The organism is Microvirga sp. KLBC 81, assembly GCF_003075415.1.
Classification (GTDB): Bacteria; Pseudomonadota; Alphaproteobacteria; order Rhizobiales; family Beijerinckiaceae; genus Microvirga.
The window spans coordinates 24,165-39,276 of sequence record NZ_QDAH01000015.1 but is presented as its reverse complement, the minus strand read 5'-3'; the positions used below and the strand labels follow the sequence as shown (position 1 = coordinate 39,276).

Below are 15,112 nucleotides of genomic sequence, written 5' to 3'. Positions count from 1 at the left end.
GGCTACTCGATATGAAGCTTGCTCAGCTGCCAGACCCAGCGCGAGTCATACCTCGCGTCATGGAGGACGGAATGGGCATCACGCGGATAGGCAATCCAAAGCGGCCCCTTATCGCGGGCGGTAATCACCTTGCCGTCGACCTTCATGGCGAGAATGGGCTCGAACTGAAGATCCTCCATGGGGATGGAATTCTGATAAGCGTTCAGGGCCGTCGCCTTGATCGTCTTGCCGAGAGCCCCCACACGCTCCAGCACAGCACGCAGAGGAACCCCCTCGAATGTCATGGGGGTTGCCGACACTTCGGATGATGTCGTGTACGAGGCCTTTCCCAAAGTTTCCAGCATGGCCTTGTCAAACCGAGCCTGCCCCGGGGCGTTCATCTGGGTGATATTGCCCGTGATCGTCAGGATGACGGCCCCCTGGGGGCGCGGCAAAGGCTCTGCTGCGGAAGCGGCACTCATGCGCCCCAGCACCGCAAACAGCATTACCACCAATGTGACGCAACGCACGAAAGCCCCCTCTCGACAGGATTATGTTAGAACATACACCTTTTTGAAGGATTTCATGGCAAAAATCCAGGGCTTTTCAAGGATTTTTGCTATCGCCCATTTAGGCATTTGGTTGGCTGAGACCTCTGCCTCACAGGCAGACGGAGGAGTGAGTTTCACATTTTCTTGATATGTTATGTTTTAAAGTTTCTTCTTCTAGGGCGTGCAGATTGCATAGGGGGCGTGACATCACACGGCGGCCAGTTAGCGGGCGCAGGCCAGGAGAAGGACACAGGCCCGGTAAACTGGCCTATGGTGTTTGCAAGCTTGGCAGATTGCGTTGTAGTTTCGCACGCTGATGTAGCGCCTATACTACTATATCCTTGCAAGTCAGGAGTCCTCGATGCCCAAACTCGCTCTGGTCCTCGGTCCATTGGTAATCCTCTCGGCCACCCTACTCGGCTCGTCCCTTCCTGCTGACGCCGAACCTCTCCTGAACCAAACCCTGCCGAAAATCGAGCGGGCTTACCCGAACGAGAGCTACACGCAGTACTATCACCGCCGCCGCTACTATTATCGCCGCCATCACTATCATGATGACGGCGGCTCGGCTCTTGCCGCGGGCGCCGTGGGCTTGGCAGCAGGAGCTTTGATCGGGAGCGCCATTGCCAGCCAAGCTCAAGCCGCCCCTCCTCCGCCTCCGGGCACGATCGATCCCACAGTGGCGGCTTATTGCGCCCGCAAATATCGCTCTTACGACCCGGTGACGGGCACGTTCCTGGCCCATAACGGGATGCGCTACGTCTGCACCTATCCGTAAGCCCGTCGTTATCAATGCATAGGTCTATTGTCTTACGTCGGTAGGTTTGTTGTCTCTGCGCAATCGAACGCAGCATCAGGCGAGAGATCACGCCCGGCGTCTGTGGCGTAGCGCATCGTGCGGCAAAGTGGATCCGGTTTTGCACAACCAACGATGCGCTCCTTGAGAAAATGAGCATCGGTGGGGGGCTCAAGAGTGGGGTCCACTTTTGGGTCCGATGCTCTAAAATCGGCAGAGAGCCTGAAATTCAAAAAGTGAAAGACACCCTCATGGCCCTTCCTCCCGACAGCAGTGGCACCGTCATTCCTCCCAACGAGGCAGCCATCGTGACGGCCAGCAACATGACGGAGCTGGAGCTTGTACTGCCCGATATGGGCGATGAGGATCTTCCCGAAATCGCGATTTTCCTCGTGGCCTGTGCCATGCGCTTCCACAGCGACCCCAACTTCGTGCAGGAGCAACTGGAATGGCTCGTCAGGATGCACGATACCGAGGTTGATGAGGGCCTGAAGCCTGACCAGCTGAACTCCGCCAACGACGATTGAAGGCCGTCCTCACCTGTCAGTCGAGAAAGACGACCGGCATCCCTTTCTTGACCATGCCTGCAAGCTCCTCGACATCCCAGTTCGTCAGCCGAACGCAGCCATTGGAATAGGCCTTGCCGACTTTCTCCGGCTCCGGCGTGCCATGGATACCGAAGGACTCGACGGAAAGATCAATCCAGGTCGAGCCGGCAGGATTATTGGGCCCAGGCTTGATCTCGAACTTCTCCTTCGCCTTCACGCCCTTGAAGGCATAGTCAGGATTGTAGGTGTAGGTGGGATTGCGCGCGACGGCGCGTATGGTGTGCGAGCCTGCGGGCGCGGGCTTCTCCTCGCTTCCGATGGAAGCCGGGTAGGTGGCAAGCACCGCTCCGTCCTTTCCGATCACTCGCAGGAGGTGCTCGCTTTTGACCACTTCGATCTTCTCGATCTCCTTGGCCTGTTCGTTCGCGGCTGAAGGCGGCGCAACATTGGCGACGACGATCGAAGTGCCCGCTTGGTCGAAGCGCTTATCGGGGTTGAGTTCCTTCAGCAGGTCTACATCCATGTGGAATTTTTCAGCCAGGAGCTCTTCCGGACTGGAATAGGACAACCGCTCCAGCTCTGCCAACTCCTCCATCTTCTCAGGGATCGCTGTAAAAGGTCCTTTCACGTCCTCATCGCTGATCGTGTAGGTCATGAGGACCGGATCGGATGAGGCTTCGTTCAGTTTTCGCCACAGTTCTTCGTCGAGAGCTCCGTCGATTTTAACCCCACGCGCCTTTTCGAAGGCTTTGATCGCGTTCTGCATGTTCTCGCCATTCCGCCCATCGATCGCGCCGGGAGAAAACCGCGCACGGTCGAGCAAAACCTGCGCTTTGATGAGAACTGGACTGACGCCATTTTCAACCTTCGCAGAGAAATTGGCGGCATTCACGGCCTCCATATCCAGGATCTGCGGGGCGGCGGCCGCCCCTCCAGTCATGCACGACAGACCCAACGCGGCACGCATCAGAACCTTCATCACCTACTCCACTCCGTTCGCCTCGCTGTGAGACGAGTGAACATAAAGACGAAAGCCTGCTGCTCGTTCCCTGCATCACTGGCAAATGCGATAGTCACCCTTGCGCACGCGCATATCGAGATGAAGGTGATCGTCGTGGTCATCATCGGCGCCCGGCCCGAGCACGGTCGAGAAAATCGCGCAAGCATCCTTCTGGACAGCTGACTGGAAAGCGGCCTCAGGGGAACCTTCGGCCTGAACACGGACCGTCAGCGGCGGGCGCTTGTCGAACTCGAAGCCCATCACGTCCACGCTGTTCCCAAAGGCATGCTCACTCAGCTTGGCTCCGGACCGTTGATCGCGGCACTGGTAGGATGTTCCGATCAGCAGTTTTGTCGGCGCGCTTTGGAAGTGCTCGCTCGTGCGGGGAATGACGACCTCGTTCACCCACCGCACCAAACCCTCAGCAAAGGAGCACTCCATCAGCGAGGCCGGCGCGACCTCCACCCCATTCGGAAGCACCGAGACGGAGACAGGGTTGCCAATCCTGCAGGCATTCTCCTGCACAGGCGGACGCTTCTCGAAGCGAAGCCCCAGCTTGGTCAGACGCTCGATGCAGGCGGTATCCGGATCATCGGCATCCGTCGCTTTCTGCTCAGCACTCTCTCCAACAGGCGGTTTCCCATCAGGCTTTTCAGGGGGCGCAGGCCTGTCCGGTCTTGGCGGCGGCAAGGGTGGATTCTGCCCCTGAGCGGCCCCTGCCTCGGGGAGCGCCACTGCCATCAGGAGGACCAGACTTCTGTTCCAGCTTGACAAACCTTTGCGGGAAGAGCCGCCCAACCGCCAATCCTTGCCTTAGACATTCGCCACGGAAGTCAACCGAACTTGGCGAGTTCGCGTTCCACTCACCCGTTAGAGTGGCTTGTCGTCCGCGCTGAAAACGCCAAATTCTTATTCAGAAAGGATCTGTCATGGGGATGTTTCCGCTATCGCCGGCCGACTACAACGAGAGCCTGGCACTCAGCCCGAAGCTGCATGAGCTTCAGGAGGGCCCTTGCACGAGGCGTGTCGCGGAACTCAGGGCAAGGGTGGAGAGGCTGCGGGCTAAACTTCGGGCAGCTGAAGAGATGCTGGTACGGGAACAAAGCCGGGCGCCTGAGATCGGCGAGTTCGTTCGCTGTCCGCTGACCGGCTTCTTCGGCCAGGTCACGAAGGTTACGCCGCGCGCCTACGGCCGCCCCTGGGTCGAGATCCTGCTTTACCTTGGCAAGGACATGCCCGGCCACACGACCGTCGATCTGTTCGGAAACTGGGAGCTGATGGACCCACCTTCCGAGGATAGCGTGGTCCATGCCCTTATGATTGCACCTGAAGCGTAGAGCGCCGATCGGCTCACCCAGCCTGCACCAGTTTGTTCCAATCCCGGCAATATTGCTGGAAGCTCTCAGGCAGATGGCAGGTGGCACTCGCTGGCTCGGTCTGAGCGGCTGTCGTCGCAGAGAGGCCGGAAGCAAGAAGAGCCGCGCCGACACTCGTACCTGTCGATCCGGCGACTGCGATCACCGGACGTCCGATCGCCTTGGCCAGAGCCTCAATGTAGAGTTCATTTCGGGCGAATGGCCCCTCTACGACGATGGGGCCTGCCGCTCCGGTGAGATCGAGACAGGCTCTCGTCATCAAAGCGGCATAGAGGGAGGCTGCCACATAGGTCTCGTCCGGGTTCAGCCCTTGCGGCGCATTCACGATACGGTGCTCGGCATGAGGATAGGGGCCACATCCCGGGACGACGCTCGGCGTCAGGCAAATGCCTTCTTCGACGACACGTGCCACAGCCTCATGGGTATCCGTCCCCTGCCCTCCCGTCAGGATCTCGAACTCGCGTCCCCCCATGAACCGGGCCGAGGGAACGGCACGGCCGAGAGCATCGACATTGGCCAGCGTATCGCGCCCGGGATCGAGATGATCGAGGTCTCCGCCGACTGCGAAAAGCACGACCCAGGTGCCTGTCGACACCACGGCGAAAGGCGCCTCGCGCTGAAGGAGATGCGGCAGCAGAGAGGCATTGGAATCGTGGATACCGCAGAAGACCGGAACGGGACCGGCAAGCCCGATCTCCGCCGCGATCTCGTCAGTCACGTAACCCAGCATATCCGATGGTTTCTTGACGGGTGCCAGTTTGCCGGCAATCCCGAGGCTATCAACGAGGCCGGAAAACATGCCTACGCGCGGTAGCCACAGATCCGTGTGGCACCCGAGCGATGTGACCTCGGTGGCCGCAACCCCTGTCAGCCGCCAGCCCCAGTATTGCGGATAAGTGACGATCGTCCGCACCTCCCTGAACGCATCCGGAAAGGCGGTCTTCTGGTAATGGAGCTGTGCACCGAGATTAAGCCCGCCCGGAAGACGAGGTGAGAAAGTCTCCCGGAACGATGGCCTGATCCCATCATACGCATCATCGATTTCTTCCGGGTAACGGAACTCGTAGTCCAGCACCGGCAATGCCAAGCCGTCCTCACCAAGAAGCGCACCGCTCGCGCCGTGAGCCGTGATAGAGATGGCCTCGAATCCAAACTCGGCATTGAGCTGCTTCAAGGACTCCAGAAAGAACGCGAAGATCCCATCCACGTCGAAATGAGGATAAGGTCCGTCCGTCAGCACCTTGTTCGGTTTCGTGCGCGCGGCGAGCTCCCGCCCGGCCGCCACATCGACGACAACGGCCTTGACGTTCGTCTTGCCGACATCGAGCACTGCGACTTTCATGGGTCAGACCATGTGGAAGACGGTAGCGAGAGGCTTCTCAACCGGCGAGTTGTCCGGGTTCGTTGCCATGATATCGGCCATGTAGGCCCACCAGCGCTTCATCACGGGGTGGCTCGGCAGATCGGTCATGTTGTGGTTCACAGGCCGCCAAAGCACGGCGAAGAGAATGTTGGTCTCCCGATCGAGGTGGATCGAATAATCCTCGACGCCCGCATCCTTCAAAAGCTCCACCAGTTCGGGCCAGATCTCGTCATGGCGGCGGCGATATTCTTCCTCCATTCCGGGATTGAGCTGCATCTTGAACGCGTACTTTTCCTTTGCACTCATGCGGATGCTCTCGAGCGGATGCGGCGGAAGACGATCGGCAGCGCGATCACGAGGATCAACAGCAGGCCGATGAAGATGGACATAACGATGCCGGGCACGTTGAGCAGGCCCAACCCGAAGGTGACGAGGCCCATGACGATGGCTGCAAGGACCACGCCCAGAATGGTGCCAGAACCTCCCAGAATGCTCACCCCGCCGAGCACCGCCATGGTGATGGCCTCAAGTTCCCAACCGGCCGCGATGGTGTGCCGGGTCGAACCCAAACGCGAGGTCAGGCATACGGCCGCAAAGCCGCTCATCAGACCGGTCAGCAGAAACAGGATGAACTTCGTGCGCTGTACGGGAATGCCGGAAAACTGCGCCGCAAAGGCATTGTTGCCGATGGCGTAGATCCGGCGCCCGAAGGTCGTCCGGTGCAGCAGGATTCCGAAGACAACGGCGAAGAGCACGAAAGCCACCATCTCAAAGGTGACGACCTCGAACCCGGGAAGCGTCGGCCACCAGGAGAAATCCGACATGTAGCCTTGGCCGAACCAGGCGAAGCTCGCAGGGTAGCCGCCATAGGCCTGATCGCCGAGAACGATCTGCGCAATGCCACGGAACAGGCTCATAGTACCGATTGTCACCACGATGGACGGCAAACCGATGCAGGCCACCAATAACCCGTTGAACGCACCGCACAGAAGACCGACGCCGAGGCCGATACCGACCAGCGCCGGCGTCTGGAATCCGGCCTGGGCGGCCGCTCCCATGGCGGTCGAGGCGAGCGCGATGATCGCTGCAACCGACAGGTCGATTTCCCCTGAGATGATCAGCAGCGTCATCGCGAAGGCGATCATCGCCTTCTCGGTGAAGTTGTAGGTGGCGTCCGACAGGTTCCACGGATCGAGGAAGTGCGGCGAGGCCAGCGAGTTGGCGATGAAGATCGCAATGGCGACTGCGGCGAGAAGCGTCTCCCAGCTCCCCAGAAGCCGCCCGATGGGTGTCGAGAGCTTGTCGGGGATATGGCGCACGGGCTGCTTGTCGGCTGTCATGATGCTCATGCGGCTGCTCCTTCAACAGGGGCCTCGATCCGGGACGGGCGGCGCTTGGCAGCATCGCGCAGGATAAGACGGCCCTTGCGGCGCTCCTGACGGGCATTGAAGAGAACGGCGATGATGATCACCAGGCCGGAAATCGCCATCTGCCAGAACGGAGAGATGTTGATCACCGGAAGCGCGTTCTTGATTACCCCGAGGAAGAGCGCGCCCAACACGGCTCCGCCGACGGAACCGATACCGCCCAACGTCGAGATGCCGCCGATCACGCAGGCCGCAACCGTGTCGAGCTCGAAGCCGGCGGCGATATCCACGTAAGCGACCGCATAGCGCGACACCCAGAGATAGCCGCAAAGCCCTGCTAGAGCACCCGACAGAACGAAGGCAAAGAACTTCGTGCGACCGACGTCGACGCCGGCATAAAGTGCTGCGGTGGGGTTTCCGCCGGCGGCATAAAGGGACCGCCCGAAGACCGTGCGCGTGAACAACACGGCGACAAGAGCGATCACCAGGATCGCCGTCCAGCCGAGCAGGGGAAGGCCGAGCACCGGCATGCGTGGCGTGTTGAGGAAGACCGGCGTCATCTGAGTCTGGTTAACCCAGGCACCGCCCGAGAGCACGAAGGCCATGCCGCGATAGATCGTGAGCGTGCCGAGCGTCGCCACGATGGCAGGAATGCCGATCTTCCACACCATGAAGCCGTTAACGGCGCCGAGAATGGCTCCAATGGCGAGGGCCGCCAGGATCAGGAGCGGCAGCGGAATGCCCGGATAGGCGGCATTGAGCATCGCAACCGCCATACCGGTGAAGGACAGGTTCGCCGCCACGGACAGATCGATGGACTTTGTCAGGATCACCGCCATCTGACCAAGCGCCAGTATGATCAGGATGGCGGTGTCGTTGAAGATGTTGGCGAGGCTCTTGGGCGAGGCGAAGCCCGGCGCGCGATAGGAGAAGGCGGCGATCAGCACGACGATGATCGCCACCAGCAGGAGTTCGCGGTACTTCAGAATCCGGCTCATGGCGTCTCTCTTCCCATCACTCGTTGCCGGTGGCGGCGCGCACCAGCATTTCGGCGTCGAGCCCCTCCCGGTTCCAGATGCCGGCCATCCGCCCTTCGCGCATCACCATCACCCGGTCGGACATGCCGAGGATTTCGGGTAGCTCGGACGACACCATGATCACGCTGAGGCCCTCCCCCGCGAGTTCGCTCATGAAGGCATGCACGGCAGCCTTGGAGCCGATGTCGATCCCCTTCGTCGGCTCGTCCAGAATGATCACCTTCGGCTTGGTGGCGAGCCACTTGCCGATGACGACCTTCTGCTGATTGCCGCCAGACAGGGTACCGACCGGGACCGACAAGGCGGCCGCACGCAGGTCGAGCCGCTCCGCATACTTGCGCGCCAAGGCGAATTCCTCGGCCTGCCGGAGGAAGCCGGCCCGCGTCGTCTTGGCCAGAGTGGCCATGGAGAAGTTCTGGAAAATAGGCATCTGAAGCACGGCCCCATGACGGCCGCGCTCTTCCGGCACATAGACGATGCCAGCCGAAATGGCGTCCGACGGAGAGCGGATCTGGATGGAGTGCCCTTCGAGCTCGAGGGTTCCCGCACTTGGGCGCGTGATGCCGAAGAGAGATTGGCAGAATTCCGAACGCCCTGCTCCGACGAGACCGTACAGGCCAAGGATTTCGCCACGGCGCAGCCCGAATGAGATGCTGTCGAATTCCGTCGGATGGGAGTATCCGGAAACCTTCAGAACGGTGCTACCGATGGCGACGTCTGTTTTGGGAAACACGTGATCGACCGAGCGGCCGACCATCATGCGCACGATCTCGTCCTGGCTGGTTTGCGACAGCAATCCGGCACCGATCGAGCGCCCGTCACGGAAGACCACGAACCGCTCGGCGATCTCATAGACCTCTTCGAACTTGTGGCTGATGAAGAGGATCGCCTTACCCTGTCGCTTCAGCCGTTCGATGATGCGGAAGAGGTCCTCCACCTCCTTATAGGACAGCGCCGCCGTCGGCTCGTCCATGATGACGATACGGGCCTCGACGGACAAGGCGCGTGCGATGGCAACGAGGTGGCGCTGCGCAATGGAAAGATCCTTCAGCCGCGTATAAGGGCTGATCGGCGCATCGATGGAGGTCAGCAGCGCTGCGGCGCGCGCATTCATGGCGGCCCAATTCACGAGCCCCCACCGGTTACGAGGCGCGTGCCCAAGGAAGATGTTTTCGGCAACCGAGAGTTCGTCGAACAGCACGGTTTCCTGATGGATCGCCGTGATGCCGCTGCGAATGGCGGCCTCCGCATTTGCGAAATGGACAGCCTCGCCATCGACGACAATCTCGCCGTTATCGGGCTGGTAGATGCCTGTGAGAATCTTGACGAGGGTGGATTTGCCCGCGCCGTTCTCGCCGATCAACGCCGTCACGGTTCCCGGGTAGAGCACGACATCGACATGATCGAGCGCCTTGACGCCGGGAAACGACTTGGAAATGCCGCGCATCTCCAGAAGCGGAGTTGGATCTTTAGCAACCGCTTGTACGACAGACATGGGAACTCCCGCCGCGAGCCAACGTGAGCAAGGAAGGCGCAGGAATCCCGCGCCTTCACTCTGAGGGTGTCGAGATCAGAAGATCTTGGCGAATTCGTCGACGTTCTTCGCGTCATACACGAACGGATCGGCCATGGCGGCTTCACCGTTGTCACCGACCTTGATCTTGCCCATGCGGCCGGCATTGATCTCCGAACCCGGCTTGCCGTCGGTCTCCTTCTTGACGAGACGATAGGCGAGCTGCGTCGCGGAGTAACCGAGATCGATCGGATTCCAGATCGCGAACTGCTTGGTCGCACCCGAGTGGACCGCACCCGCCATTTCAGACGGCAAGCCGAGGCCAGTCACGTAAACCTGGCCGATCTTGCCGGCATCCTTCACCGCCTGCGAGGCCGCGAGCACGCCGACGGTCGTGGGAGCAACGATCACCTTCACGTTCGGGTGGGAGGTGAGTAGGCCCTGGGCTTCGCGGTAGCTCTTGTCGGCCAGATCGTCGCCATAGACGGTCGTGACGAGGTTCAGCCCGGGATATTTCGGCAGTTGCTTCTTCATCTCGGCAATCCAGGTGTTCTGGTTCGTCGAGGTGGAGGTGGCCGACAGGATGGCGAAGTCGCCCTTGCCGCCAGGCAGGTGATCGGCTGCGAGCTTCAGGCACATATTGCCGATGAGCTCGTTCGATGACGGATTGAGATGAAGGATGCGGCCGTCCTTGTTGACGCCGGAATCCCAGGAGATCACCTTGATGCCGCGCTGGGCAGCCTTCTTCAGCGCCGGAACGACAGCGTCGGGATCGTTGGCGGAGATCGCGATCGCATCGACCTTCTGGGCGATGAGCGCATTGATCACCTCGATCTGACCTTCAGCGGTCGTGGTGGTGGGACCGGTGTAGATGACGTCGACCCCGCCGAGCTCTTTCGCCGCTTCCTGAGCGCCCTTGTTGGCAGCCTCGAAGAAGCCGTTGCCGAGTGACTTCACGACGACGCCGATCTTGATGTTCTCGGCGCTTGCCGCGCCCGTGAGAAGGGCGAGGCCCAGAGCGGTCCCGACGGCGAGTTTCGCGAATAGTTTCATGTTTTCTTCCTCCCTTGCAAAACACCTCCGGCAGACTTCACGCTGCCGATGAGGATTTCGTTGGCTGCTCGGCTGCCGCGACATTGGCAACGATCAGCTTGATGCCCGCTTCCTCGATCATCGCTCGAGCCGAATCCGGGATGCCATCGTCGGTGATCAGCGCGGAGACACGATTGAGCGGACAGAGAATGAGGCTGGAGCGGCGCTGGAACTTGGTGGAATCCACCATCAGCACCAGTTCATCGGCTTGGTTGATGAGCTTCTGTTCGGCTTGAATGATCAGGGCATCCTGCTCCATCACGCCGAGTGGGCCGACGCCCTGAGCGCCCATGAACATGCGCTGCGCATAGAAGTTGCGCGTCACGTCGTTGTCGAAGGGCGAGAGAATGATGCTCTGGTCGCGGTAGACAGAGCCACCCGGCAGCATCACCTGGTTCTTGGAATGCTTGATGAGGTGCTCGGCAATCGCGAAGGAATTGGTGAAGACCTGCATCCGGCGGGCGGTCAGATAATGCACCATCTGGAATGTGGTGGTTCCGCCATTGATGATGATGGCGTCACCATCATTGCACAGGGCCACGGCCTCGCGGGCGATGGCGCGTTTCTTGGCAGCGTTCTCGCCTTCCGAGATGCGGAAGGGCTTTGCAGCCAGCGGGCTGATTTGCTGCGGGTGAAGAGCTTCCGCCCCGCCGCGCACGCGGCGCAGGCGCCCCTGGACATGAAGGGCCGCGATGTCCCGGCGGATCGTTGCCTCGGAGGCCTCCGTCAGTTCCATCAAATCCTGGATGGTCGCGACCGGCCTCTCCTGAACGAGGCTGAGAATGATCCGGTGCCTTTCACGTTCGTGCATTATCCCTCACCAGAGTGCCCTAGAACCAAGCAAGATCACTAAGAGGCCATCAAATTCGCTTAAGAGCAATCCTAGCGTCATAGAGATTTGGAGCATCGTCAATCATTTCCTGTCTTATCCCTTCGTATTATGAAATGTTTTGCTCGTTTTTGATTGGTTTTGGTTGACAAGACTGGAGGCCTCGCCAATGTTCTTTGCCTAAACGTGAGGCACTGCGCGCCCGCTTTCAGCTTGGCAGGAGGACAATGTGGATACTGCGACGCAAACCGTGAAGCTGCTCGACAATAAGTGGGACGACGCGAAAGCGGCCACCCTCGACGAGCCCGGCCTGCTCCTCTACCGCTCCAATCTGCTCGGGGCCGACAAACGCATCACGAACTATGGCGGCGGCAACACCTCGGCCAAGGTGATGGAAACCGATCCCCTCACCGGCGAGAAGGTCGAGGTTCTCTGGGTGAAGGGCTCCGGCGGCGATGTCGGCACCATCAAGCTCGACGGTTTCGCCACCCTCTACATGGACAAGCTGCTCTCGCTGAAGTCACTCTACAAGGGCCTGGAGGACGAGGACCGCATGGTCGGCTTCCTGCCTCACGCGACCTTCAACCTGAACACACGCGCAGCCTCCATTGATACGCCCCTGCATGGCTTCCTGCCCTACAAGCATGTCGACCACATGCATCCCGATGCGATCATCGCGATCGCAGCCTCCAAGAACTCACGCGAACTCACACAGGAAATCTTCGGCGACGAGATCGGTTGGCTACCCTGGCGTCGCCCCGGCTTTCAGCTTGGTCTCGATCTGGAGGCTTTCGCCAAGGCCAATCCCCATGCCAGGGGCGTCGTACTCGAAAGCCACGGTCTCTTCACCTGGGCCGATAACGCGAAGGACTGCTACGAGCTGACGCTGCGCATCATCAACCAGGCCATCAAGTGGTTCGCGCAGAAGACGGCCGGCAAGCCAGCCTTCGGCGGCGCCGTGACCACCAGCCTCTCCCGCGAAGAGCGCCGCAAACTCGCCGCACGCCTCATGCCGGAAATTCGCGGCAAGATCAGTCAGGCAGAGCGCAAGCTCGGACACTTCGACGATCAGGACGCGGTACTGGAATTCGTCAACTCGGCCAACCTGAAGCCGCTGGCGCATCTCGGCACAAGCTGCCCGGATCACTTCTTGCGCACCAAGATCCGTCCACTCGTTCTCAACTTCGATCCGAAGTCCCCGGATGTTGACGCCGTGGTGACAGGTCTCGATGCGGCTCTGGAGGCCTATCGCGCCGACTACACGCGCTACTACGAGCAGTGCAAGCGTTCCAACAGTCCGAAGATGCGCGATCCGAATCCGGTGATCTTCCTGATCCCGGGCGTCGGCATGCTGTCCTTCGCCCGCGACAAGGCTACGGCCCGGATCGCCAGCGAGTTCTATGTGAATGCCATCAACGTGATGCGCGGCGCCTCCTCGGTCTCCGAGTACCAAGGACTACCCGAGCAGGAGGCGTTCGACATCGAGTATTGGTTGCTCGAAGAGGCGAAGCTCCAGCGCATGCCCAAGCCGAAGAGCCTCGCGGGCCGCGTGGCCTTCATCACCGGCGGCGCCGGTGGTATCGGCCGCGCCACGGCCGAGCGGCTGATGAGCGAGGGCGCCTGCGTGGTCCTGGCCGATATCGACCAGGAATCCCTCGTTTCAACCGTTGGCGATTTCGGCAAGCGCTTCGGCAACGACGTGGTTCGCGGCGTGAAGCTCAACGTCACGAGCGAGACGGACGTGCTCAACTCCTTCATCGAGGCCTCAGTCGAATTCGGCGGCATCGACATTCTGGTGTCGAATGCAGGAATCGCGTCTTCGGCTCCTGTCGAGGAGACCGATCTCGCCATGTGGAACAAGAACATCGACATCCTGACGACCGGTTACTTCCTGGTCTCCCGCGAGGCGTTCCGCCTGTTCCGCCGCCAGAAGCTCGGAGGCAACATCGTCTTCGTGGCGTCGAAAAACGGCCTCGCCTCCTCACCTAACGCCTCGGCCTATTGCACAGCGAAGGCCGCCGAGATCCACCTCGCCCGCTGCCTGGCTCTCGAAGGCGCGGAGGCCGGCATTCGCGTCAACACGGTCAACCCGGACGCGGTGCTGCGCGGATCGAAGATCTGGTCCGGCGAATGGCGCGAGCAGCGTGCGGCCTCGTCCAAGCTCGCCGTCGACGAGTTGGAGGAGCATTACCGTAAACGCTCCCTGCTGAAGTTGAACGTCTTCCCGGAGGATATCGCGGAAGCCATCTATTTCCTCGCCTCCGACGCTTCGGCGAAGTCCACCGGCAACATCATCAACGTGGATGCCGGCAACGCCATGTCGTTCACGCGTTAAGATCAGGCCGGGGAGGAAACCATGTCAGAACAGAAAATCCGGGCCGAGATCGTCGCCACCGACAACGAGAAGCGCTCAAACGCTCTGAAGGCCGACTACGACGCTCTCGGGGCAAAGCTCTCCCGCGAAGGCATCGATATCGATGCGATCACCGAAAAAGTCGGGAAGTTCTTCGTGGCCGTCCCCTCCTGGGGCGTCGGCACAGGTGGAACCCGCTTCGCCCGGTTTCCCGGCATTGGCGAGCCGCGCAACATCTTCGACAAGCTCGACGATTGCGCAGTGATCCACCAGCTGACGCAGGCGACGCCGACCGTCTCTCTGCACATTCCATGGGACAAGGTCAGCGATCCGCCGCAGCTGAAGTCTCACGCTGATGCGCTGGGTCTCGGCTTTGATGCCATGAACTCCAATACCTTCTCCGATGCACCGGGGCAGGAACACAGCTACAAATACGGGTCGCTCAGCCACACGGATGCGGCGACCCGCCAGCAGGCCATCGAGCACAATATCGAGTGCATCGAGATCGGCGAGGCCATTGGCTCCAAGGCGCTGACAGTCTGGATCGGCGACGGCTCGAACTTCCCGGGCCAGACGAATTTCACCCGGAGCTTCGAGCGTTATCTCGACTCCATGAAGACGATCTATAAACGGCTACCTCGAGACTGGCGCATCTTCTCCGAACACAAGATGTACGAACCGGCCTTCTACTCGACAGTCGTCCAGGATTGGGGCACGAACTACCTGATCGCGACAGAGCTTGGTGAGAAGGCTTATTGCCTCGTGGACCTCGGCCACCATGCGCCGAACGTCAATATCGAGATGATCGTGGCTCGCCTGATCCAGTTCAAGAAGCTCGGCGGCTTCCACTTCAACGACTCCAAGTATGGTGACGACGATCTCGATACGGGCTCCATCGATCCCTACCGCCTGTTCCTCGTCTTCAACGAGCTGGTGGACGCCGAGTACCGAAAGGTGGCGGATTTCCACCCCGCTCACATGATCGATCAGTCGCACAATGTGACGGACCCGATCGAGAGCCTTATCCGGAGTGCCAACGAGATCCGCCGCGCCTATGTGCAGGCGCTAATCGTGGATCGGAAGGCGCTGGAGAGCTATCAGGAATCCAACGATCCGCTCATGGCGTCCGAGACGCTGAAGACCGCGTTCCGCACCGATGTGGAGCCGATCCTCGCCATGGCTCGCTTTAGGGCCGGCGGTGCCATCGATCCCATCGCGGCCTATCGGGCGAGCGGCTATCGTGAGATGGTCGGCAAGCAGCGCCCTGCAGTCACCGGAGGCGGTGGCGGCATCGTCTGATGCCGCCTC

15 protein-coding genes are annotated in these 15,112 nt (G+C 60.5%); 5 read left to right on the top strand and 10 right to left on the bottom strand.

The genetic code is table 11. The features are described from left to right. Positions 1–2 precede the first annotated feature (2 nt). Entirely contained in the window at positions 3–509 is a 507-nt protein-coding gene (locus DC522_RS12330; protein WP_133239267.1) for a molybdopterin-dependent oxidoreductase, read from the bottom strand. A gap of 382 nt (positions 510–891) precedes the next feature. Here DC522_RS12330 and DC522_RS12325 point away from each other — a divergent pair, with 382 nt between their 5' ends. Continuing rightward, positions 892–1,308: a BA14K family protein gene (locus DC522_RS12325; RefSeq protein WP_116529007.1), complete on the top strand. Its 417-nt coding sequence runs from the start codon at positions 892–894 to the stop codon at positions 1,306–1,308. A 269-nt stretch (positions 1,309–1,577) separates the two neighbouring features. After that, positions 1,578–1,853, top strand: a complete 276-nt coding sequence (locus DC522_RS12320) for a hypothetical protein (RefSeq protein WP_116529006.1) — start codon at positions 1,578–1,580, stop codon at positions 1,851–1,853. 16 nt (positions 1,854–1,869) lie between these two features. Here the strand turns inward: DC522_RS12320 and DC522_RS12315 are convergent, their stop codons facing one another. Continuing rightward, a complete protein-coding gene (locus DC522_RS12315) occupies positions 1,870–2,853 on the bottom strand; it encodes a L,D-transpeptidase (protein WP_245444107.1) in 984 nt (327 codons plus the stop codon). A 75-nt stretch (positions 2,854–2,928) separates the two neighbouring features. Then, positions 2,929–3,615, bottom strand: coding sequence for an extensin family protein (locus DC522_RS12310; RefSeq protein ID WP_116529005.1), 687 nt, complete (start codon positions 3,613–3,615; stop codon positions 2,929–2,931). A 194-nt stretch (positions 3,616–3,809) separates the two neighbouring features. Between DC522_RS12310 and DC522_RS12305 the strand changes: the two genes are divergently transcribed. After that, on the top strand, positions 3,810–4,211 hold the full coding sequence (locus DC522_RS12305; RefSeq protein ID WP_133239266.1) for a hypothetical protein: 402 nt from the start codon (positions 3,810–3,812) through the stop codon (positions 4,209–4,211). Between the two features lie 13 nt (positions 4,212–4,224). On the opposite strand, the gene DC522_RS12300 is transcribed toward DC522_RS12305, so the two are convergent. From DC522_RS12300 to DC522_RS12270, 7 genes are all read right to left on the bottom strand, one after another. Then, positions 4,225–5,592 (bottom strand): FGGY-family carbohydrate kinase, encoded by a 1,368-nt coding sequence (locus DC522_RS12300; protein ID WP_116529003.1) that lies wholly within the window; start codon positions 5,590–5,592, stop codon positions 4,225–4,227. A 3-nt stretch (positions 5,593–5,595) separates the two neighbouring features. Beyond that, the gene (gene rhaM, locus DC522_RS12295; RefSeq protein ID WP_116529002.1) at positions 5,596–5,919 is read right to left on the bottom strand and encodes an L-rhamnose mutarotase; all 324 of its coding nucleotides are present in this window, start codon (positions 5,917–5,919) and stop codon (positions 5,596–5,598) included. Then, entirely contained in the window at positions 5,916–6,962 is a 1,047-nt protein-coding gene (locus DC522_RS12290; protein ID WP_116529001.1) for an ABC transporter permease, read from the bottom strand. The genes rhaM and DC522_RS12290 overlap by 4 nt, the downstream gene beginning before the upstream one ends. After that, positions 6,959–7,978, bottom strand: a complete 1,020-nt coding sequence (locus DC522_RS12285; RefSeq protein WP_116529000.1) for an ABC transporter permease — start codon at positions 7,976–7,978, stop codon at positions 6,959–6,961. Before DC522_RS12285 ends, DC522_RS12290 begins: the two co-directional genes overlap by 4 nt. A gap of 16 nt (positions 7,979–7,994) precedes the next feature. Beyond that, entirely contained in the window at positions 7,995–9,512 is a 1,518-nt protein-coding gene (locus DC522_RS12280; protein WP_116528999.1) for a sugar ABC transporter ATP-binding protein, read from the bottom strand. A gap of 75 nt (positions 9,513–9,587) precedes the next feature. Beyond that, positions 9,588–10,583 carry a rhamnose ABC transporter substrate-binding protein gene (gene rhaS / locus DC522_RS12275; RefSeq protein WP_116528998.1) on the bottom strand — a complete coding sequence of 332 codons (996 nt, stop codon included), beginning with the start codon at positions 10,581–10,583 and terminating at the stop codon, positions 9,588–9,590. 37 nt (positions 10,584–10,620) lie between these two features. Continuing rightward, positions 10,621–11,433: a DeoR/GlpR family DNA-binding transcription regulator gene (locus DC522_RS12270; protein WP_116528997.1), complete on the bottom strand. Its 813-nt coding sequence runs from the start codon at positions 11,431–11,433 to the stop codon at positions 10,621–10,623. 247 nt (positions 11,434–11,680) lie between these two features. On the opposite strand from DC522_RS12270, the gene DC522_RS12265 reads away from it, so the two are divergent. Then, positions 11,681–13,786 (top strand): bifunctional rhamnulose-1-phosphate aldolase/short-chain dehydrogenase, encoded by a 2,106-nt coding sequence (locus DC522_RS12265; RefSeq protein WP_116528996.1) that lies wholly within the window; start codon positions 11,681–11,683, stop codon positions 13,784–13,786. Positions 13,787–13,807: 21 nt separating this feature from the next. Next, complete coding sequence (gene rhaI, locus DC522_RS12260; protein WP_116528995.1) at positions 13,808–15,103, top strand: L-rhamnose catabolism isomerase; 1,296 nt, start codon at positions 13,808–13,810, stop codon at positions 15,101–15,103. Positions 15,104–15,112: the final 9 nt, after the last annotated feature.

Coding starts and splice junctions, on each gene's coding strand:
- DC522_RS12325 (WP_116529007.1), top strand. CDS start 892: ATGCCCAAACTCGCTCTGGTCCTCGGTCCATTGGTAATCCTCTCGGCC.
- DC522_RS12320 (WP_116529006.1), top strand. CDS start 1,578: ATGGCCCTTCCTCCCGACAGCAGTGGCACCGTCATTCCTCCCAACGAG.
- DC522_RS12315 (WP_245444107.1), bottom strand. CDS start 2,853: ATGAAGGTTCTGATGCGTGCCGCGTTGGGTCTGTCGTGCATGACTGGA.
- DC522_RS12310 (WP_116529005.1), bottom strand. CDS start 3,615: ATGGCAGTGGCGCTCCCCGAGGCAGGGGCCGCTCAGGGGCAGAATCCA.
- DC522_RS12305 (WP_133239266.1), top strand. CDS start 3,810: ATGTTTCCGCTATCGCCGGCCGACTACAACGAGAGCCTGGCACTCAGC.
- DC522_RS12300 (WP_116529003.1), bottom strand. CDS start 5,592: ATGAAAGTCGCAGTGCTCGATGTCGGCAAGACGAACGTCAAGGCCGTT.
- rhaM (WP_116529002.1), bottom strand. CDS start 5,919: ATGAGTGCAAAGGAAAAGTACGCGTTCAAGATGCAGCTCAATCCCGGA.
- DC522_RS12290 (WP_116529001.1), bottom strand. CDS start 6,962: ATGAGCATCATGACAGCCGACAAGCAGCCCGTGCGCCATATCCCCGAC.
- DC522_RS12285 (WP_116529000.1), bottom strand. CDS start 7,978: ATGAGCCGGATTCTGAAGTACCGCGAACTCCTGCTGGTGGCGATCATC.
- DC522_RS12280 (WP_116528999.1), bottom strand. CDS start 9,512: ATGTCTGTCGTACAAGCGGTTGCTAAAGATCCAACTCCGCTTCTGGAG.
- rhaS (WP_116528998.1), bottom strand. CDS start 10,583: ATGAAACTATTCGCGAAACTCGCCGTCGGGACCGCTCTGGGCCTCGCC.
- DC522_RS12270 (WP_116528997.1), bottom strand. CDS start 11,433: ATGCACGAACGTGAAAGGCACCGGATCATTCTCAGCCTCGTTCAGGAG.
- rhaI (WP_116528995.1), top strand. CDS start 13,808: ATGTCAGAACAGAAAATCCGGGCCGAGATCGTCGCCACCGACAACGAG.